This is a genomic window from Saprospiraceae bacterium, from assembly GCA_016709995.1.
Classification (GTDB): domain Bacteria; phylum Bacteroidota; class Bacteroidia; order Chitinophagales; family Saprospiraceae; genus JADJLQ01.
In genome coordinates, this window is record JADJLQ010000001.1 from 479,228 (window position 1) to 500,473 (window position 21,246).

The 21,246-nt window shown below is 38.1% G+C and carries 20 protein-coding genes and 1 tRNA gene; 16 read left to right on the top strand and 5 right to left on the bottom strand.

The genetic code is table 11. The features are described from left to right. The first annotated feature begins 5 nt into the window (after window positions 1-5). Window positions 6-1,688 (top strand): RagB/SusD family nutrient uptake outer membrane protein, encoded by a 1,683-nt coding sequence (locus IPJ09_02025; GenBank protein ID MBK7370221.1) that lies wholly within the window; start codon window positions 6-8, stop codon window positions 1,686-1,688. 93 nt (window positions 1,689-1,781) lie between these two features. Continuing rightward, the gene (locus IPJ09_02030) at window positions 1,782-3,134 is read left to right on the top strand and encodes a DUF1080 domain-containing protein (GenBank protein MBK7370222.1); all 1,353 of its coding nucleotides are present in this window, start codon (window positions 1,782-1,784) and stop codon (window positions 3,132-3,134) included. A gap of 13 nt (window positions 3,135-3,147) precedes the next feature. Here the strand turns inward: IPJ09_02030 and IPJ09_02035 are convergent, their stop codons facing one another. Beyond that, a complete protein-coding gene (locus tag IPJ09_02035; GenBank protein MBK7370223.1) occupies window positions 3,148-4,272 on the bottom strand; it encodes a DUF2911 domain-containing protein in 1,125 nt (374 codons plus the stop codon). Between the two features lie 384 nt (window positions 4,273-4,656). Between IPJ09_02035 and IPJ09_02040 the strand changes: the two genes are divergently transcribed. Both IPJ09_02040 and IPJ09_02045 read left to right on the top strand, forming a co-directional pair. Beyond that, window positions 4,657-6,141, top strand: coding sequence for a mandelate racemase/muconate lactonizing enzyme family protein (locus tag IPJ09_02040; protein MBK7370224.1), 1,485 nt, complete (start codon window positions 4,657-4,659; stop codon window positions 6,139-6,141). A 271-nt stretch (window positions 6,142-6,412) separates the two neighbouring features. Further along, a complete protein-coding gene (locus IPJ09_02045; protein MBK7370225.1) occupies window positions 6,413-7,717 on the top strand; it encodes a citrate synthase in 1,305 nt (434 codons plus the stop codon). A gap of 48 nt (window positions 7,718-7,765) precedes the next feature. On the opposite strand, the gene IPJ09_02050 is transcribed toward IPJ09_02045, so the two are convergent. The 3 genes from IPJ09_02050 to IPJ09_02060 all read right to left on the bottom strand — a co-directional run bounded on the left by IPJ09_02050 (window position 7,766) and on the right by IPJ09_02060 (window position 8,576). Further along, complete coding sequence (locus tag IPJ09_02050) at window positions 7,766-8,092, bottom strand: GIY-YIG nuclease family protein (protein ID MBK7370226.1); 327 nt, start codon at window positions 8,090-8,092, stop codon at window positions 7,766-7,768. 118 nt (window positions 8,093-8,210) lie between these two features. Then, complete coding sequence (locus tag IPJ09_02055) at window positions 8,211-8,459, bottom strand: GIY-YIG nuclease family protein (protein ID MBK7370227.1); 249 nt, start codon at window positions 8,457-8,459, stop codon at window positions 8,211-8,213. A gap of 43 nt (window positions 8,460-8,502) precedes the next feature. Next, window positions 8,503-8,576, bottom strand: a tRNA-Pro gene (locus tag IPJ09_02060). A 257-nt stretch (window positions 8,577-8,833) separates the two neighbouring features. Here IPJ09_02060 and IPJ09_02065 point away from each other — a divergent pair. The 12 genes from IPJ09_02065 to IPJ09_02120 all read left to right on the top strand — a co-directional run bounded on the left by IPJ09_02065 (window position 8,834) and on the right by IPJ09_02120 (window position 20,585). After that, window positions 8,834-9,307 (top strand): universal stress protein, encoded by a 474-nt coding sequence (locus IPJ09_02065; GenBank protein MBK7370228.1) that lies wholly within the window; start codon window positions 8,834-8,836, stop codon window positions 9,305-9,307. Window positions 9,308-9,424: 117 nt separating this feature from the next. Continuing rightward, on the top strand, window positions 9,425-9,589 hold the full coding sequence (gene ccoS, locus IPJ09_02070) for a cbb3-type cytochrome oxidase assembly protein CcoS (protein MBK7370229.1): 165 nt from the start codon (window positions 9,425-9,427) through the stop codon (window positions 9,587-9,589). A 6-nt stretch (window positions 9,590-9,595) separates the two neighbouring features. After that, window positions 9,596-11,695, top strand: coding sequence for a cytochrome-c oxidase, cbb3-type subunit I (gene ccoN / locus IPJ09_02075; protein ID MBK7370230.1), 2,100 nt, complete (start codon window positions 9,596-9,598; stop codon window positions 11,693-11,695). Between the two features lie 19 nt (window positions 11,696-11,714). After that, on the top strand, window positions 11,715-11,873 hold the full coding sequence (locus IPJ09_02080) for a CcoQ/FixQ family Cbb3-type cytochrome c oxidase assembly chaperone (GenBank protein ID MBK7370231.1): 159 nt from the start codon (window positions 11,715-11,717) through the stop codon (window positions 11,871-11,873). A 96-nt stretch (window positions 11,874-11,969) separates the two neighbouring features. Next, window positions 11,970-12,812, top strand: coding sequence for a c-type cytochrome (locus IPJ09_02085; protein MBK7370232.1), 843 nt, complete (start codon window positions 11,970-11,972; stop codon window positions 12,810-12,812). A 32-nt stretch (window positions 12,813-12,844) separates the two neighbouring features. Beyond that, the gene (locus IPJ09_02090; protein MBK7370233.1) at window positions 12,845-13,294 is read left to right on the top strand and encodes a hypothetical protein; all 450 of its coding nucleotides are present in this window, start codon (window positions 12,845-12,847) and stop codon (window positions 13,292-13,294) included. Window positions 13,295-13,301: 7 nt separating this feature from the next. Then, the gene (ccoG, locus tag IPJ09_02095; GenBank protein ID MBK7370234.1) at window positions 13,302-14,693 is read left to right on the top strand and encodes a cytochrome c oxidase accessory protein CcoG; all 1,392 of its coding nucleotides are present in this window, start codon (window positions 13,302-13,304) and stop codon (window positions 14,691-14,693) included. Window positions 14,694-14,704: 11 nt separating this feature from the next. Beyond that, window positions 14,705-15,142: a FixH family protein gene (locus IPJ09_02100; GenBank protein MBK7370235.1), complete on the top strand. Its 438-nt coding sequence runs from the start codon at window positions 14,705-14,707 to the stop codon at window positions 15,140-15,142. 23 nt (window positions 15,143-15,165) lie between these two features. Beyond that, the gene (locus IPJ09_02105; protein ID MBK7370236.1) at window positions 15,166-15,849 is read left to right on the top strand and encodes a sulfite exporter TauE/SafE family protein; all 684 of its coding nucleotides are present in this window, start codon (window positions 15,166-15,168) and stop codon (window positions 15,847-15,849) included. Further along, the gene (locus IPJ09_02110; GenBank protein MBK7370237.1) at window positions 15,831-18,230 is read left to right on the top strand and encodes a heavy metal translocating P-type ATPase metal-binding domain-containing protein; all 2,400 of its coding nucleotides are present in this window, start codon (window positions 15,831-15,833) and stop codon (window positions 18,228-18,230) included. Before IPJ09_02105 ends, IPJ09_02110 begins: the two co-directional genes overlap by 19 nt. 33 nt (window positions 18,231-18,263) lie before the next feature. Next, window positions 18,264-19,502 carry a PAS domain S-box protein gene (locus IPJ09_02115; protein MBK7370238.1) on the top strand — a complete coding sequence of 413 codons (1,239 nt, stop codon included), beginning with the start codon at window positions 18,264-18,266 and terminating at the stop codon, window positions 19,500-19,502. Window positions 19,503-19,523: 21 nt separating this feature from the next. Next, window positions 19,524-20,585 (top strand): response regulator, encoded by a 1,062-nt coding sequence (locus IPJ09_02120; protein ID MBK7370239.1) that lies wholly within the window; start codon window positions 19,524-19,526, stop codon window positions 20,583-20,585. A gap of 11 nt (window positions 20,586-20,596) precedes the next feature. Here IPJ09_02120 and IPJ09_02125 read toward each other — a convergent pair whose 3' ends face one another. After that, window positions 20,597-21,229, bottom strand: a complete 633-nt coding sequence (locus IPJ09_02125) for a hypothetical protein (GenBank protein ID MBK7370240.1) — start codon at window positions 21,227-21,229, stop codon at window positions 20,597-20,599. Window positions 21,230-21,246 lie beyond the last annotated feature (17 nt).

Genomic DNA, 21,246 nt, shown 5'->3' on the forward strand with positions numbered 1-21,246 from the left:
CAAAGATGAAAAATTCATTTAAAAACAAATTGAAAGCAAGCTTTTTGGCTTGTTTAATGGTCACCTTCTTCTCCTGCAGTAAAGATATACTTAAGGAAACGGTGGTATCTGCTATTGGCAATGACTACATCAATACTGCAAAAGGCTTTGAGGATGCTGTTAGAGCTGCTTATTCTTCTTTAAGGTTTTTTTATGGCACTCAACAGGGATTGACCATGACGGAGTATGGTACAGACATTTATGCTACTGGAGCAGATGGTGGTTATAAGGGTTTTCACTTTTATGATGCACAACTACAACCTACGGTTGATTACATTATCAATGTTTGGGATGAGCTGTATCGTGGCATAAATACCTGTAATGCTATCATAGAAAGAGCTCCTGAAGTTACTGGATTGTCCGATGCAGTCAAAAAGCTAAGAGTAGCTGAAGCAAAATTTTTACGTGCGCATTATTATTATATTTTGCATGAACAGTATGGCGGTGTAGAGCTAAGACTCTCAGAAACATTAGCTCCCACCAAAGCTACTTCACGTGCATCAGACGCAGACATATATGCTGCAATCATCAAAGACTGTAATGAAGCAATAGCTGATCTTGAAAACAAAGCTCATTCTGCTGATTATGGTCGGGCTACCAAAGCTTCAGCAGAAACATTATTGGCCAAAGTCTACCTGGCAAAAGCATATGGACCAGCTAAAGCTGCAGATGATTTCCAAAAAGCAGCAGACCTGTGTTCAGGCATTATCAGTAAATATGGGTTCAAATTATTAGATGATTTTGCCAAGGTTTTTGATGAAAATAACCAAGTCAATTCAGAAATAGTTTTTGCTGTACAATACACTACCGATCAATTGGCAAATACGACCAATAATACCGGTGCTGCGAATGGCGGTAACAACCTCCACTTATTTTTTGGAATGCAATATGATGTGCAGCCAGGTATGCAGCGAGATGTGTTCTACGGTCGTCCTTTTAAGAGATTGCGACCCACCTCATATTGTTTAAATACGGTATTTGCTGATCGGGTAAATGATTCACGATACAATAAAACATTTAGAACGGTTTGGTTGAGCAATCTTCCAGGTTCTAACCTCAATGCTTCTTTTGACAATTCAAAGACCAAACTTAATTTTAAATCTGGGGATACTACTATATGGATACCGGGGTATGAAATGAGCAAAGAGGAAAGGGCTACCAAGCCATATCAGGTATTGGTACCCAGCGCTTATAGTGAAGCCTTATTTCCTACCTTGCAAAAGTTTTTTGATACCAAACGTGCCGACAAAACGGAAGAACGTGGTACCAGAGATTTTTTTGTTTGGAGATTGGCTGATGTCTATTTGATGTATTCTGAAGCTTTATTAAAAGTAAATAAGATAAAAGAAGCCACAGATGCCATCAATGCTGTTCGGGTGCGAGCTGCAAATCCTGGCAAGGCTGATGCCATGAAAATCACCGAGGCCCAGATGACTTTTGATTTTTTGGTTGAAGAGCGGGCTCGTGAGCTGGCAGGTGAGCAAATGCGCTGGCTGGACTTGAAGCGATGGGGCATTTTGGTAGACAGGGTAAAAAAATACAACCCTCAGGCTTCTGCTATTTCTGATAAACATAACGTAAGGCCTATACCTCAAACACAAATTGACCGTTCAGATGCTGGGGTTTTTCCACAAAATACCGGTTATTAAAAAGTATTTGAGTTTGCTCAAACATAAAATTTAATGGTAACTTTATCAAAGCCTCAGGATCACTGGGGCTTTGTTTTTTAAATATATTCAACAATGTGCAGACAAATCATTTTTATTGTATTTCTCGGTTTCATAGGTTACTCAGGCACTCAAGCTCAGTCCTGGACTCCACTATTTGACGGGATATCACTCCAGGGTTGGAAACAGCTTAATGGTAAAGCAGATTATAGAGTCGAAAATGGAGAAATCATAGGTACTACAGTAGCCAATACCCCTAATTCCTTCCTGGCCACTGAAAAGGACTATGGCGATTTTATTCTGGAACTAGAGTTGAAAGTAGACAACAGTATGAATTCCGGTATCCAATTCAGAAGTTTATCCAAAGCCGATTATAAAGATTATAGAGTCCATGGTTACCAAATGGAGATAGATCCTTCGGACAGAGCCTGGTCAGGTGGTATTTATGATGAAGCACGAAGAGATTGGTTGTATATCCCGGATATCAACCTTAAAGCCAGGTCTGCATTCATTAAGGATCAGTGGAATGTCTATAGAATTGAAGCTATTGGGTCCGAGATCAGGACCTGGGTCAATGGGGTACCTATAGCTTGTTTGTATGATGACCTGACCCTGAGTGGGTTTATTGCCTTGCAGGTACACGCGATTGGGAAAGATCAGAAACCCGGTACCGAAATCCGATGGAGAAATATTAAAATTCAGACTGAAAACCTAAGGCCTTCACCCTGGGATGAAGTACCTGTCATCAATTTATTACTCAATAATCTTTCATCTCAGGAAAAGTATCAAGGATGGGAATTATTATTCGATGGAAAGAATCTAAATGCCTGGCGCAACGTGCACAGTACTACAGCTCCACAAAAGCGCTGGTCTGTCAAAGATGGTAATGTAATGATCGCCAAATCTGATGGCTCAGAGACAGGCAATGACATCGTAACCAAAAAAGAATACGGAAGCTTTGAACTTGTGTTCGATTTCAAATTGACTCCCGGAGCAAACTCAGGTGTCAAGTATTTTGTCGATGAAGCTTACGATTCTCAAGGCAAGTCTGGCGTAGGCCTGGAATACCAGGTATTGGACGATGACTTGCATCCGGATGCCAAGCAAGGAGCAGCGGGCAATCGAACCATGGCCAGCTTATATGACCTGATTCCTTCAACCAAGCTAAATCCCAGATTTCAGCGCAAGATCGGCGAGTGGAATCAAGCGCGCATCATTGTCCGACCAGACAATATCGTGCAACATTGGCTTAATGGATTTAAAGTCGTGGAGTACGAACGCAACAGCAATATCTTCAAAGCATTGGTAGCCAGAAGCAAATATGCTGGATATGAAGGATTTGGATCTGCCCCGAATGGACATATACTCCTTCAGGATCATGGTGATGCGGTCTCCTACAGAAATATTAAAATCAGGGAAATCCGGTAGTACTTTCCAGAGTTCAAATCCCTTTCCCTGATGCCAAAGTCTTGATGGAAGCTTCAAGATTTTTCTTGTTTACATCATCAGGAGCCTGGGTTAGGGCGATTTTGGCATATTTTAATGCTTCAGGATAATTTCCTTTGGCAGATAATCCCCGCATCATGCCTACTGCAGTTGGCCATCTACCTTCATTTTTCTTATAATTTTTTTCAAAAATGGCTAAGGCTTCGGAGATTTTCTTTTCGCCCAATAATTGACGACCATAGCCATGAAGCTCAATAGATGTTGCATTGTCGATAGCCTGGTTCATGGTGAGGTCAGCTTCCGCGGTTTTTCCAGCCAACTTTAATAAGCCTGATTTTGTTTTTAAAGCTCCAAAATTGGTTACTCCGCCTAAATTCGGATCGGTAGCCGAAGTAATCCAAATGGTTGCCTGGTCCAAATTGACATTGTTACTCAGGCACCAATCTGCTGCCGCCTGTAAGCTTGGAGGGTCAAATCCTATCCCGCCACTCATTTGGGACTTGATAGAAGCAAGCGTAGTAGCGAGGTAATCCACTTCAATGGGTATTGGTATCGACCATTTCTCCCAATTGAGGTTGATAATGACTCCATGATTGGTTTGATGCTCGAATCGATATTCTAGCCGTTCTGTAGTGCTACTGGAATTTTTTTCCTGTACCGTTTTGACTCGGAGGACATCCAAACCTCTGTCGTAAAAATAGGAGCCCCATTCCTGTATGTTTTTATTAAAAATTAAAACACAAGAGTCTGGATATACAGCAATGAAAAAAGCATATTTGCCGGCGGGTAATACTTGACCTTGAATGGAAACATCGGTAGAAAATTCGATGGTAGTACATTCGTCAGCTCCAGCTCTCCAGGGTGATTCGACATTGGAGCCGAACCCCAAAACTGTAAATCCGTATGGTACTACATTGGTCCCCCAGATGCTGCCTTCGCGGCCCCTGACTGCCGGAGAGTTGTAGGTTATTTTAATATCTGTGACACCTACTTTACGGCCAATGCTACACTTGAGGTTGGTTGCATTGGGATCGGGTAGTTGGAGTGACTGAGCCAATACATAGTTACTTGCAAAACAGCCAAGTATCACCAGGGTTATAAGACAAATATTTTTAGACATATTTCAAATTTTATTGTTTCTAAGGTTAAAGTTGAGGATTTTAGTTAATTATCGAAAAAAAGACGGTTTAAGGCGGCAAATTAGTGTATTTACGATTTATTCAGCTCCCCCCGAAAGGGTGACTGGTTTTAAAGGGCATTCGGGAGATTGACGCTTAAAAATTAGTCGGTTTTCCAACCTCTGACAGTTTACCATGATTATTTTAATGACTTTTCAAAGCCTATTTTAAAGGCATTTTAGAGTATGGAACGGTTTTTGTATGATTCTGATCTTTGAAAGAGTCCCGGTGATTTGAATAGACTATTATTTTATTATAGTTGAACCAAATGTGTACAGAGGGATTTTTTCAAATTGATTTAAAAATGAATAAATAAAAAGGATTTTATGAAAAGTATTATTCAACAAATTGCCACTAAAAACAAAGAACGCGAAGCTCAGGCTGCCAAAGCCAGGCAAGCTGAGATTGATCATCCTACTACCAGCGACAATCGACGCAGTTTTCTCAAAAAAACAGCACTCGGTGGAATCGCAATGACCAGCCTGTTAGGCTTGACTTTTGAGGATACAATTGCACAGACGACTTCAAAGGTTCAGAAAGCTTCTGCCCCTTCGGATTTAAAAATCACTGATTTGCGATATTGTGTGACCACAGTATTGGGCCGTACAGCGATCATCAGAATAGATACTAATCAAGGGATCTATGGATTAGGTGAAGTGCGGGATGGCGCTGATCCGCGATACGCGCTCATGTTGAAGAGTCGAATACTGGGTGAGAATCCATGTAATGTTGAAAAAATATTTAAGATCGTCAAGCAGTTTGGTGGACCTGCCCGACAAGCTGGTGGAGTATGTGGCGTAGAAATGGCTTTATGGGACCTATGCGGAAAAGCATATAATGTACCGGCATGGCAGTTGTTGGGGGGGAGATACAGAGATTCCATAAGGATTTATGCCGATACACCGGAAGCAAAAAGTCCTGAAGAACAGTTAAAATTAATAAAATATCGTACCGAAGAGCAAGGGTATTCCTGGTTGAAAATGGATGTATCAATAAATGAAATTAAAGATATCCCCGGCGCTCTGATCAATGCGAATGTGCTTAAGCAGGGTTCCAACCAATTTCAAGGTGGTTATATGTCTTATGCCAACACACAGCATCCATTTACTGGTATTCAAATAACAGAAAAGGGCTTAGAAGCATTAGGCATGATCGTAGAGCGAGTGAGAAGTATGGTAGGTTATGAGATTCCACTTTCTACAGACCACTATGGTCATTTTGATCTAAATAATATTATTCGATTGGGTAAAACATTGGAAAAATATAGGCTGGCCTGGTTAGAAGATACGGTGCCATGGCAATATACTGAACAACTTAAGACTATTTCGAATGCATTGGATACACCATTGCTTACAGGTGAAGACATCTATCTATTGGAGAATTTTAAACCAATAATCGATGGACATGCAGTGGATATCATTCACCCTGATTTAGCTACTTCAGGTGGATTGTTAGAGACCAAGCGTATTGGTGATTATGCTGAAGAGAAAGGTATCGCCATGGCCATGCATCAGGCTGGTACACCGGTGTCCTTCATGGCCAACGTACATTGTGCTGCTGCAACACAAAATTTCCTTGCATTGGAGCATCACTCTGTCGATTTGCCCTGGTGGGAAGGATTGGTCAAAACTACCGATGGTAGAAAATTGATCGATAAAGGGTATGCTCCTGTTCCGCTGACAGCACCTGGTTTGGGTATAGAATTGGTTGATGAGGAAGTAAAGAAACACCTTCACGCTTCCGATACAACCTATTTTGCACCTACTAAAGACTGGGACGAAAGGAGGTCCCATGACAGGACTTATAGCTAAGAAGATTAATAGTTAAGTGGGTAAAAATTTGCGCCGGTAATGATCCAAAGATTGTTACCGGCTTTTTTGTTTTATCCTTAATCAGAATCACTGGCAAGTTGAGTTTAAAATGCTAGTCAGTTCCGGTTGTGGCATGCTGAATGATTTTTGAAGTGATCTTAGTCATTTTGCTTAATGAAATTGGTCATTTTAATTCTGAATTCAAAAGCGCACTATTGTTAGGTTAAATTTAGTTAATTGGAAGATTTTAAAATAATATAAAACCTGTATCATGGAAACAATAAAATTAGTATTTGACGGAATCACACATGAAATGCCATTGATTGAAGGCACGGAACATGAAAAAGCGATCGATATTGCAAAGTTGAGGGGGGATACTGGGTTGATCACCCTGGACACCGGATATAAAAATACCGGATCTACTAAAAGTGCCATTACATTTCTGGATGGAGAAAAAGGTATTTTGCGATATAGGGGGTATCCGATAGAACAATTAGCAGAAAATTCTACTTTTCTGGAAGTAGCCTATCTTCTCATTTATGGCGAGCTGCCATCTAAAGAAGAATTGAAAGGCTTTGTATCTGGTATTACGCACCACAGTTTGATTCATGAGGATATGAAGAAGTTTTATGAAGGATTTCCTGGTAAAGCTCACCCAATGGGAGTGTTGGCGTCTATGACCTCCGCCTTGTCTACTTTTTATCCTGAGACCCAAAAGTCAGGTATGAGTAAAGTTGAAGTGGATAATACTATTCAAAGGCTTATAGCTAAAACATCTACTATAGCTGCCTGGTCGTACAAAAAATCACTTGGCTTTCCTACGATGTATCCCAAAAACAGATTGAATTATATCTCTAATTTTCTATATATGATGTTTGGGCAACCAACTGAGGAATATATGATCAATGAGACTGTGGTCAGAGCTTTGGATAAACTGTTGATATTGCATGCAGATCATGAGCAAAATTGTTCTACTTCTACGGTCAGACTTGCGGGCTCATCACAGACGACTTTATATCCAGGAATTTCTGCAGGTATCTGTGCACTCTGGGGACCTTTGCATGGAGGAGCTAACCAGGCAGTCATAGAAATGTTGGAAATGATTCACCAGGGAGGAGGAAAAGTGAGCGATTGGGTGGAAAAAGCCAAAGACAAAAGTAGTTCATTCCGGCTTATGGGATTTGGACACCGTGTGTACAAAAATTTTGACCCCAGGGCAAAAATACTAAAGCAAGCTTGTGATGATGTTTTGAATGAATTGGGTATTCAGGATCCGCTCCTGGACATTGCCAAATCATTGGAAGAAGTCGCCTTGACAGATAGTTATTTTATTGAAAAGAAATTATATCCCAATGTAGATTTTTATTCAGGTATTCTCTACAGGGCCATCGGCATACCTACTGATATGTTTACAGTTTTATTTGCTTTGGGCAGAATGCCGGGATGGATCGCACAATGGAAGGAGATGATAGAGAATAAAGAACCCATCGCAAGGCCGAGGCAGATTTATACCGGATATACCGAACGTGATTATAAAACTGTTGAAAAAAGAAATCTCATCCCTGAGCTGGCATAATAATTTCATAAAAAAAGGTGCTTGAATTTAAATCCAAGCACCTCGCTTTCAGTCGGGAAAACAGGATGCTGACGCTTCGGTCAGCATGCTTACATCCTTCGGATCGTAAGCATTCGAATTTACCCGATTAAGTGTATTTCTCAATGAAAGCTCGAATTCTTTCTTTTGAAAGATTTTGAGTTTTGATTCAAGAATTACTGATTCAGACCTGGTGGATTTCTCGGTACACCAAATCAAGATCCATGGAGCAAATTTTTTAGAATATGTCTCGATACCATCATTATGCCTTTTTAATCTGGCAGCAACATCCTGAGTTTGACCAATATAATATTTGTCATGAGCTTCAGCATATAATATGTATACATAATATTTCATAAAAAAAGGTGCTTGAATTTAAATCCAAGCACCTCGCTTTCAGTCGGGAAAACAGGATGCTGACGCTTCGGTCAGCATGCTTACATCCTTCGGATCGTAAGCATTCGAATTTACCCGGTTAAGTGTATTTCTCAATGAAAGCTCGAATTCTTTCTTTTGAAAGATTTTTGAGTTTTGATTCAAGAATTACTGATTCAGACCTGGTGGATTTCTCGGTACACCAAATCAAGATCCATGGAGCAAATTTTTTAGAATATGTCTCGATACCATCATTATGCCTTTTTAATCTGGCAGCAACATCCTGAGTTTGACCAATATAATATTTGTCATGAGCTTCAGCATATAATATGTATACATAGTATTTCATAAAAAAAGGTGCTTGAATTTAAATCCAAGCACCTCGCTTTCAGTCGGGAAAACAGGATTCGAACCTGCGGCCTCCTGCTCCCAAAGCAGGCATTCTACCGGGCTGAACTATTTCCCGAGCTCCTTGATAATCAATGACTTTCAGCGAGTCAGTGATGAAAAGCGCTGCAAATATACTATTTCTTTACAAGTGTAGGGCAATAGTTTGAAGTTTAATTATGGTCATACCAGGATCTTATCATGGTAAGGCTGATTTTTAAAAATTCTGGACTTGATAAATATGACCACAATCAGTTTTTAGGCTTTTTTACATCATTTAGTACCCCTTATACACTTGCCATTTTTGTATTTCAATCAATCATATAAACACTAATTATGAAACGCATTAAAAAAATTATTTGCCCTGTGGATTTCTCAGATATTTCTGACGAAGCATTGGAGATAGGCACACAGTTAGCTGAAAAATATGCTGCTGCATTTCACCTCATTTATGTCTTGCCAAGGCCCAATTTTTACGACTGGACATTGACAGGGATGTCAAATATAGTTTTAGACGATTATTTTGAGAAGACAAAAGCCGAAGTAGAGGTCAAAATGAAATCTTTAGCCGAAATATTGGAAAAAGATCACCCATTCCTGGATGTTCAATATGAGATAAGTGATAAAATGGATGCTGCTCAAGCTATCCTGGATAAGGCCAAAGAATTTAAAGCCGACCTGATCATCATGGGATCTCATGGAAGAAGAGGTATCAATCGGGTACTGATGGGCAGTGTAGCGGAATCTGTGTTAAGGCATGCTACCTGCGGTGTGATGATCTATAAGGGAAAATCTAAACCCATTAAATAGACTGTTTAAAAGGAATGGACAAACTATGGACCTATCGGAGGGTGTGGTATTTGCAGAAACATTTTTGAATAGTTCAAAGAGCTATTTTTTTTTGAAGACAACTAATTATAAGCAAGGATGGAGGTAATCATTATTTTACTTTTTGGGAGTCTTACCGTCGCCTGTTTTTTTCTTGTGGCGTATGTATGGAGCACTCAGACTGGCCAGTTTGATGATGTATATTCTCCGGGTCAAAGAATCCTTTTTGAGGATGAAGATTTAAAACAAACCAATAAAAAATAATTAAACGTGGATAAATTCTTTTATGACAACAAGATTGTCAAACACTTTGGTCAGGCTACTTTATTTTGGGGCATCGTCGGTATGTTGGTAGGAGTGCTGATTGCTTTTCAGCTAGCATTCCCCGTATTAAATTTTGGCATCCCATATACGAGCTTTGGTCGATTGCGTCCTATACACACCAATGCTGTCATATTTGCATTCGTTGGAAATGCAGTATTTGGGGGAGCGTATTATATTTTGCAGCGGGTATTAAAAACCAGATTGTTCAATGATGTGCTGAGCCGCATTCATTTTTGGGGCTGGCAGTTGATCATTGTACTTGGAGCTGTTTCACTTGCATTGGGTTACACAGCAGGTAAAGAATACGCCGAGCTTGAGTGGCCGCTTGATATTTTGATCGCTATCATTTGGGTCATATTTGGTATCAACATGATTGGCACTATCCTGAAGAGACGCGAACGCCATCTGTATGTTTCAATTTGGTTTTTTATAGGCACATGGGTGACTGTTGCGATGTTGCACATTGTCAATTCTTTTGAGCTACCTATTTCATTGACCAAAAGTTATAGTTTATACGCTGGAGTGCAGGATGCCTTGGTTCAGTGGTGGTATGGTCATAATGCAGTGGCCTTTTTTCTAACAACTCCGTTTCTTGGTCTGATGTATTATATCGTGCCAAAAGCCGCCAATAGACCTATTTATTCTTATAGGTGGAGTATTATTCATTTTTGGGCTTTGATTTTTATTTATATATGGGCTGGTCCTCATCATCTATTATACACTGCGCTTCCAGAATGGGCCCAGGCGTTGGGTACGGTGTTTAGTATTATGTTGATCTTGCCGAGTTGGGGAGGTATGCTAAATGGTCTATTTACACTTAGAGGAGCCTGGGATCGGGTCAGAGAAGATCCGATATTAAAAATGTTGGTGGTGTCACTTACATGTTATGGTATGGCTACCGTAGAAGGACCAATGTTATCTCTTAAAAATGTTAATGCATACAGTCATTATACAGATTGGACAGTAGCACATGTGCATATCGGAGCACTTGGATTTAATGGGTTTATGATATTTGCGATGTTATACTATTTGGTACCGAGAATGTGGAATACTGAACTGCACAGCAGAAAGTTAGCTAATATCCATTTTCTCATTGGTACTGTTGGAATACTATTGTATGCCATTCCAATGTATTGGGCTGGATGGGCTCAATCACTGATGTGGAAAAAATTTACAGACAGTGGTCAACTACAATATCAATTTTTAGAAACAGTTACCAATATAGTACCAATGTATTTGGTTAGGGCTATCGGAGGAACTTTATATTGGATAGGTGGATTTCTCGCTGCTTATAATCTAGCTAAGACCATAAAAAAGGGAAGCTTTGTAGATAATGAACCAGCGGAGGCAGTTCCCTTGTCAGCTCAAGCTATGCCTTCAGGCAAATTACATTGGCATACTGCAATAGAAAGAAGGCCTGTTCAACTGTTGATCTTCAGTTTTGTTGTGGTGGCTATTGGTGGAATTATTGAATTGGTGCCAACTTTTCTAATCGAAAAGAACGTTCCTACAATAGAATCTGTAAAACCATATACCCCATTAGAATTACAAGGTAGAGATATCTACGTAAGAGAAGGATGTTATACCTGCCACTCACAAATGGTCAGACCGTTCAGGGATGAAGAAATGAGATATGGTGAGTATTCAAAGGCTGGAGAATTTGTGTATGATCATCCATTCCAATGGGGTAGTAAAAGAACTGGACCTGACCTGCATAGAGTAGGGGGCAAATACCCAGATAGCTGGCATTATAATCATATGCGTGATCCCATTGAAATTAGTCCTGGCAGTCTGATGCCATCCTACCCCTGGTTAATAAAGGATGACCTATACATAGCCAATACTCCTGCCAAAATCCGTGCTATGCAAACTTTGGGAGTACCATATGAAGCGGGATATGACAGTGAAGCTACTCAAGACTTACAAGCACAAGCACAGAAAATAGCTAAAGGGCTCACGGATATAGGCATACAAGCTGATCCCAAAAAAGAAATAATTGCGGTGATAGCTTATCTGCAGCGATTAGGTACTGACATTAAAAAATAATTTATTTAAATCGATTTGTATGAAATATTCTAATTACCTCACTTCGATAGAAAATGTACAATGGTATCCTTTATTATCGTTGATTTTATTTATTGGGGTATTTACGGGCATGGCAATCTATATTTTTAAAACAGATAAAACTGACATGGAGGAGCGTGCCAAAATTCCTTTAGATTGATTTAATGGTCAGTCCTTAGACTTACATTTTAAATAAAATAATTTAATGACAATTAAAATAGTAATTACTATGCGTCTTTTTTCAATTTTATGCTGCTTGACGATTTTTTCCAGCAATTTGCTTTCGGCTCAAAGTTCAGCTGGAGGATTGATGTCAGCTACCAAAGATATTCCCCTGGAAGTATATGTTATGTTGGTGTTGATACTCTTTGAACTCATCATCATCGTTTTTTTGGCCAATTCACTTTTAATGGCCCTTGGTTATCAAAAGAAAGTGCAAAAAGCCCCAGACAGAAAAGCGCCAACTTTTTTCCAAAGGATAAACCGTACAGTAGCTTTGGAGGATGAAGCGCTATTGGATTTGAAACATGATTATGACGGAATCAGTGAGCTGGATAATAAAACACCTCAATGGTGGACTTACGCCTTCTACTTTACCATTTTGTTTGGTTTAGTTTATTTGTACAGAATGTTTGGAAATGAATCTCTGCCAAGTCAACTCGTTGAGCTAAAGATGGAAAATCAGGAAGCAGAAATATTAAAAGCATCTTACCTAAGTCTCAGTGCCAGTAATGTGGATGAAAATTCAGTTTCTTTATTGGGGCAGGATGATGTCATGAAAGGTGCCATGACATTTAAAACTAATTGTGTAGCTTGCCATGGAGAGCAGGGTGAAGGCAATATAGTCGGACCCAATCTTACAGATGCATATTGGATACACAAGGGTGGCATCAAAGATATATTTACGACTATAAAATATGGATATCCCGAGAAGGGTATGAAAAGCTGGAAAGATGATTTTTCACCACTTCAGATAGCTCAATTGGCTTCATTTGTCAAATCCTTACAAGGTAGTAATCCGCCCAATGCCAAAGATCCTCAGGGAGAATTATATTCAGAAGTTCCTTCTACTACCACGCTCACAGATACTTTAAAATAAATACATTTTTGTTTTGCTCAAATTTTATGATCATGGTAGACAAGTCTTATATTTTAGGAAAGCTGACTCATCATCTTGAGCAACTTGTAGCTGAGTTGAATAAAACATTGATTGATCTTAAATCTGAGTCAGATCTCCCTGAGGATGAATCTATTGATCCAGAAGATAGTTCTTATCAAAATTACAATTCAGAGATGATCCAACATTATAGATCATTATTAAATTTGTCTGTAGCTGATCTTGAAAAACTTAGATCTTTTGGTAATCAAGCCACTGACTTAATTGGGCCTGGAGCCTTAATAATCACTGATCTGGTACTGATATTTGTTGGCGTTGCAATACCTAAACTACATTTAAAGGAACATCAAACCCTTCTTGGGATCTCTATCGATTCACCGATATATCAAGCTTTAAGATCAAAAAAGGTAGGAGATTTATTTGAATTTGAAGAAAAGGAGTTAAAGATTAAAAATATAATATAGCACTAATTTGAAAAACTCCGAAGAAGAAACCTATCGTGATATCGTATCTACTGTGGATGAAGTGGGCAAACGAAAATGGATCTATGCTCACAAACCATCAGGTACTTTATATAATTATAGGAAATACTTAAGTTATGTTTATTTAGTCTTATTGGTCATTGTTCCGTTTATAAAAATGAATGGGAATCCTTTATTTTTATTTGACCTTGTCCACGGAAAGTTTATTGTATTTGGCAAACTTTTTTTGCCGCAGGATTTTATCCTTTTTGGACTGGCCATGCTTACTTTTCTTTTATTTATTATAGTATTTACATTGGCTTATGGGCGTATATTTTGTGGATGGGTTTGCCCACAGACGATTTTTATGGAGATGGTCTTCAGGCGAATAGAATATTTTATTGAAGGTTCTGCTTCTCAACAAATGCGTGTGAATAAAGGTGCGTGGACTACAGAGATACTTTTGAAGAAGATACTCAAACATGTCATTTTTTTTCTTGTTTCTTTTTTGATTGCCAATATTTTTCTTTCTTATGTCATAGGAGTTGACGCATTGTTTCAAATAATCTCTGAGCCTGTTAAAAATCACTTAGCGGGTTTTTTAGCAATTCTTTTATTTTCAGTAGTTTTCTATATTGTTTTTGCACATGTGCGGGAGCTGGTTTGTACAGTGGTGTGTCCATATGGTAGACTTCAAAGTGTATTGTTAGATAAAAATTCTATTGTAGTCGCATATAATTATTTACGAGGAGAACCTCGAGCCAGGGAAAGCCGTAGCCGCGTCGATACTGCTGGTGATTGTATAGATTGCGGTTTGTGTGTGCAGGTTTGCCCAACAGGGATTGATATTCGAAACGGAACCCAGATGGAGTGTACGAATTGTACTGCCTGCATTGATGCTTGTAATCTAATGATGAAAAAGACTGGCAGAGCTCAAGACTTAATTTTATTTACCAGTGAAAATAATATTAAGGAGAGTAGTAGACCAAAATTTACGTATCGAATGGCTATCTATTCATTTTTTTTACTGGTTTTATTGGCACTTATGAGTTTTTTGCTTTTAGAAAGGAAAAGTTTGGATATTACTGTTATGCGGGTTTCGGGACAAATTTTACAGACCAATCAGGATGGAACCATTAGTAATTTGTACCGGATGAAGATCGTAAATACTTCTGCAGTACCACAGGTGATTAATTTTCATATTGATGTTCCTTCTGCTGAACTGTTATTTATAGGAAATCAATTGGATACGATAAAAGTAGGACATAGTTCGGAAGAAATGTTTTTTATAAAGCGTCTAAAAAAAGATATCAAGATTAGAAAGGAGGATATAAGACTGAGTGTATCAGGCAATGGTAAACTCCTTTACAAAAAGAAAATTGCATTTATCGGATTTAATTAAATTAATTCATTATGAGAAAATATTTCAACGCGGGTTCTTTCATCTTGTTGGGTGGCTTGTTATTTATTATATTTATTTTTATTCTTATGATTGATTTTGCAAAGCGAGATTCGTCTTTGGTTGCTGAGAACTATTATCAACGTGAGATCAATTATAGTGCTCATCAGCAAGCGGTAACTAATTTTGATTCTATTGATTCTTTGGTTGAGTTTTCTTTTGATGACAATAGCTTGGAATTGAGGATATTGCCTAAAGTCAATCAAGCATTAATAAGTGGATTCGTGTATTTCTATTGTCCATCTGACAAAGAAAAGGATTTCCTCTATGCTATTGAGCCAAATGGAACGGCGTTATATAAATTCCCTCGTCCATCTGACAAGATTTCTTATTTGTTAAAAGTTCAATTACAAGATAAGACGACGACCTATTATAAAGAATTTAAAATCTAATGACCTTGACAGTTGAATGGCCAATGATCTTTGCTGCATTTCTACTGGGTCTTGCCAGTAGTATACATTGCATTGGTATGTGCGGACCTTTGGTTTTGATGTTGCCTTTTGGGAATACTTGGGACGGAAAAAGCTTACTTAGATTTTTTTTATATGGTATTTCCAAAGCTGGAGTTTATGGTATGTTCGGGTTATTTTTTGGTCTCTTTGGTTGGGGAATTAAATATGCCAGCAGTCAGATGCTTCTTTCAATATTATCTGGTATTATTATTTTGTTTTTTGCTTTTTTGCCTACTAAAAATAAAGTTAATTTGTTGCCCGGTAAAATCAATGATTTGATTGTGAGGGCTTACCAAAAAGTGATTGGCAAGCAGACATGGTACTATTTTATTTTGGCGGGTATTTTTAATGCGCTACTTCCATGTGCGATGATACTTGTTGCCTTGACTGCTGCTGGTTCGATTGGTTCTCCATCCGCGTCTTTTGTGTTCATGGTGTTTTTTGGTATAGGTACTTTGCCTGCTTTAGCTTTTGTATCTTTTTTTAAGTCAGCTTTTTTACCCAGACTTCGCTATAAATTTCAATGGACATCCAGATTTTTTGCTGTTGCATTGGCCATAGTATTGATATTCAGAGCATTTCCTGGATCTCATAATCATAATATACATCAAGATTCAAATATTAGTACATGTATAGTGCCAAAGTAAGAGAATCTATTGACACAGATGTAAAATGCATTCACTGTGGAAGCAGTTGTGATGAAGATATCGTAATTGAAAAGAACCTTTACTTTTGTTGCACAGGCTGTCAAAGTGTCTACAGAATTTTGCATGATTCTGACTTAGAGCAATATTATTGTTCAATAGAAAGTCCAGGCACAAAAAGATTGATCAAGGCCGCCCAATATCCCGCACTTGATAAGCCTGAATTAGCTAGATACTTCATTATCTATCAAGATGACAGTATTGTAAAAGGATCTTTTTATTTGCCTGCTATTCATTGCAGTTCATGTATTTGGTTATTGGAACATTTATCTAAAATCAACCCTGGTATTGTTCATTCAGCGGTAAATTTTACGACAAAACGAATATATTTTACTTTTAATACCGAAACAGTTACCATTAGACAAGTAGCTGAATTACTTTCCTCTATTGGGTATGAACCACAAATTGAATTTGACCGCGTGGAATTCAAAGAAAAGAGTTCTAAAACCGAGTTAATTCAATTAGGGATAGTGGGATTTTGTTTTGCCAATATTATGTTGTTGAGTTTTCCTGAATATCTTGGAATGGATAGAGTCAGTGACCCCATTCTGATTAGAGTTTTTAGATTTCTCAATATTGCGCTGTCGGTGCCAGTGCTTATTATTGCAGGTAAAACTTTTATTTATAGTGCTTACACCGCTTTAAGGCAAAAGTTTGCCAATATAGATCTTGCGGTAACTTTGGCCATTTTGGTTACTTTTTTCAGAAGTATATATGACATTTTGAATGATGTCGGCCTTGGTTATCTGGATAGCATGAGCGGGATAGTTTTTTTTATGCTTTTAGGAAGGTACCTGCAGGACAAGACCTATTCCAATCTACAGTTTAATCGAAAGGTTGAATCATTTTTTCCTATTTCAGTGGATGTTCTTGAGCAAGGGGATATTGTCCAATCCAAGTATATCCAGGATGTTAAAAAGGGGGAGGTTTTATATGTTCGTAGAGGTGAGGTTATACCAATCGACGGTCAAATAATCGAAGGTGATAGCCGGATTGATTATAGTTTTATTACAGGAGAATCAAAACCGGTCACGGCAAAGTTGGATACACTTATCTATGCTGGAGGCAAAGTCCTCACCAATGCTATTAAAATATTGGTGACAAAACCATTTTCACAAAGTGATTTTGTGCAACTATGGAGTGATGATTCTTTCAAAAATGAACGCCAAAATAAATCTAAATGGACCGATCGAATCGCTGCTTACTTTACTGTGGGGGTCATTCTAATCGCACTTTTCGCTTTTGCCTATTGGTGGCAAATTGACAGGAGCCTGGCATTAAATTCATTTACTGCTGTATTGATAGTAGCATGTCCATGTGCATTGTTACTCAGTTCCACCTATACATTGGGATTTATGGCTCAGAAATTAAGTATGGCTGGCTTCTTTGTAAAACATACCTCTGCCATAGAAAGACTTGCTGAGATTGATCATATTATATTTGATAAAACCGGGACTTTAACTGTATCCGATGATGCAGAAGTTATTCTTGCTTATGCTTCATGGGATTCATGGGAAAAAAATGCTGCTTTAAGCCTGATCAATCAGTCTATGCATCCGCTGAGTCATGCCATAATTAAATTTGAAAAGAAATTTATAAAATATGAGATTTTATCATGGAATGAAATCGGCGGAAAGGGACTCGAGGGTTGGGTAAATGATCTGTACATCAAGATTGGTAGTCCTGACTTTTTAAATCAAACGCACACCCAGATATCTGCGTCAGAAGTCATTATTAGTATAGATGGTGTACTTAAAGCTAAATACGAAGTATATAATACTATCAAGCCTAAGGTGGTTCAAATGGTTAATAGCCTGCAAAAGTACGACTTGTCTTTATTGAGCGGCGACACAGACCGGTTACAAGATGAACTGAAAACGGTATTCCCGTCCAATATGGGATTCTCTTTTTTTCAGAGCCCACAACAAAAGTTGGATTATGTTAAGTCCAGGCAGAATCTGGGCGAAAAAGTTTTAATGATAGGTGATGGCTTAAATGATGCCGGGGCCTTAAAACAAAGTGATGTAGGCATTGCTGTGGTGAATCATTACAGTGCTTTTGCTCCTGCTTGTGATGTAATTTTGAATACAAAGCATGTGAGCCAACTTGAGGTATTCCTACAGACTTGCAAGAACTCTAAAAGATTGATATACATATCATTTATATATTCATTAATTTACAATTCAATTGGTATATATTTTGGAGTGACTGGTACTTTACAACCGGTCATAGCTGCTATTCTCATGCCACTTTCCTCTATTGGAGTTATTTTTATCAGTTATATTGGTAGCCATTTGATTTCAAAACCATTAGTAAATTCATAATTTTGGGGTTTGTAGATTTGTGAATTAAGGTATATGCCCGATAATGAAGTATTAAAAGTTATAAAAGAACAAGGCTTTAAAGCTTTCTTTGACTATGCTTCAATAGGAATCATTATGGTTAATAGCCGTCTTGAAATTTTGCTGGCTAATCAGTTTGCAGGAAAGATTTTTGGCTATGAATCTTCAGAGCTACTTGGAGAAAGGATTGACATTTTAATTCCCGGGAGGTTCCATACGGCACATGAATCCCATCGTGAAAAATATTTAATAAATCCCCAAAACAGGCCGATGGGTTTGGGGGAAGATCTATTTGGCAAAAGGAAAGATGGCAGCGAGTTTCCAGTAGAGATATCTTTAGGGCCATACAAACTAAATGGCGATGTGTATATCATTTCTTTTATAAGCGATATTACTGTCCGCAAATCAAATGAAGATTCTATAGTAAAATTGAACGAGGAATTGGAACGGAAAGTTTTGGCGCGTACTGAAGATTTAGATGATGCTATTAAAAAGCTGCAAAGACAAGTAAAGGAGACCGAAGCAGCCAGGGTAGAACTTACAAAATCATTGGATAAAGAGAAGGAATTAAATACCCTGAAATCGCGATTTGTATCTATGGCGTCGCATGAGTTCCGAACTCCATTAAGTACGATCACCTCATCAGCATATTTGTTGCAAAAGTATGTAACCACCGAAGATCAACCCAAAAGAGAAAAACACCTTGAAAGGATATTTACTTCAGTGAATACACTGAATGATATTCTCGAAGACTTTTTGAGCGTAGGTAAAATAGAAGAAGGAAAAACTGCCGTCAAGTACCTTGAGCTTAACATTGTAGATATATTACAAGGATTGATCAATCAAATATCACCCATATTAAAAAAGAATCAAAATATAGTTTATGTGCATCATGGACCGGAATTAATCAACACAGATCCGGCTTTATTAAAACATATAGTGATCAATTTGATTTCCAATGCAATTAAGTTTTCAAATGAAAATTCAACAATAGAGATTAAAAGTATTAATACGGATGAGTCATGGTTCTTGCATATTCAAGACCAGGGTATCGGTATTAGCGAAACTGATCAAAGGAATTTGTATGAGAGGTTTTTCAGGGGAAACAATGCGTCTCATATCCAGGGTACGGGCCTGGGACTTCACATTGTGGCTAAGTATGTGCAGTTAATGAAAGGAGAAATAGTATGCCATAGTATGGTAGACAAGGGCAGCGAATTTGTTGTTTCCTTCCCTAATAAAATAGTCCATTAATTGATTTTTTAAATTTTTACTATGAAGAAGATTTTATTGATTGAAGATAACAACGAATTAAGAGAGAATACGGCTGAAATCCTCGAATTGGCATCTTATGAAGTTATTTCTGCAAAGGATGGAAAGGAAGGAGTAGCTAGAGCTTATGAAATAAAGCCTGACCTGATATTGTGTGATATCATGATGCCTGTACTGGATGGATATGGAGTCCTGCACATGATCCAGAAATCGACTGATCTGGCGCATGTCCCATTTATATTTTTGTCTGCCAAATCTGAAAGGTCAGATTTGCGCAAAGGAATGGATCTTGGTGCTGATGACTATATTACCAAACCATTTAGTGGTACAGAATTACTCACTGCTGTGGAGCGGAGACTGGCCAAACATGAAATGCTTAAGAATGAATTGGCACCTGGTTTGGATGGGCTGGATCAAATATTAAAACTTAATAATCCTAATCGGGATGTATTAAAAGAGCTTACGGCTGACAGAAACATCAATAAATATAAAAAGAAACAAATTATTTATTCGGAAGGAAACAGGCCTTCGAGACTATATTATATTCTGAAAGGTAAAGTCAAAGTGATTAAAACTAATGATGACGCCAAAGATTTAGTAGTAGGCTTGTATAATGAAGGCGACTTTTTGGGATATACCGCACTGTTCGAAGGAGGTAATTATACTGATAGTGCTGAAGCTATTGAAGATACGGAGCTCGCGATTATTCCTAAGGAGGATTTTGAAAGTTTGCTCAACAAAGACCTTCCATTGCTGAAAAAATTTACAAGACTACTGGCCAAAAATGTGGCAGAACAAGAAGACCTTTTGCTGTCCATGGCCTATAACAGTCTAAGGAAGAAGGTAGCTGATGCTTTAATATCTTTAGCAAAGAAGTATAAGAAACCTAAAGATGATCATTTTTCGATTGATATCTCCCGAGATAATCTGGCCAGTATTGCAGGTACCGCTACAGAGTCGCTTATACGTACATTAAGTGATTTTAAAGCGGACAATTTAATAGAGATCACCGGCAGTAAGATCACTATACTCAATGAATCTAAGCTGGCGCATCTTATAAATTGAAAACTTGTCTATTAATGTAGTAATTTCTTCTTTTTTATGTCTTTTACTATCAATTGGCCATATTCATGTGCTAATTGATCTGTAGAGCCTGGATCAAACGAATCTGATTTTGCCGAATAGATAAGCTCTTTGGAAGGTCCGACATAAATATTTGATTCCCAATAGTATTTTGTATCCTGAATATAGTATCCTGGTGTACATACTCTGCTTTTGACCGAAGAATAGTAGTCCCACCAACACATGTAATAATCATCTTGAGTCGGATTCCGAAGGTATCCCGGTACGTAACTACTTTCCTGGCCTTTGTCTAATAATACGATGGTCAGTACAGCGCTTATTTTTTCAGTATTCACTTTTGCAAGGGCCTCAGATGCATTTAGTTTGTCAAAATACAGTGGGCCATACAACCTGGATGAAGATACGGCATGGACATTTTTTGCTTTCAAGTCATTGGCCATATGATCTTCTAAGGACTGCCTGAAACTCCACTTGGAATCGGGGTTTAAGATGGCCATGACTAAAATGGTCTTATAATCTTTGTTTTCAAACCCAGGTTTTTGCCAGGACGAAGCAATCTTAGAACTTGAACAGGAGACAATTAAGAATCCCAAAAATACTAAATGGTAAAAAAAATATTTTTTCATTTTAGTGACTAGGGTAA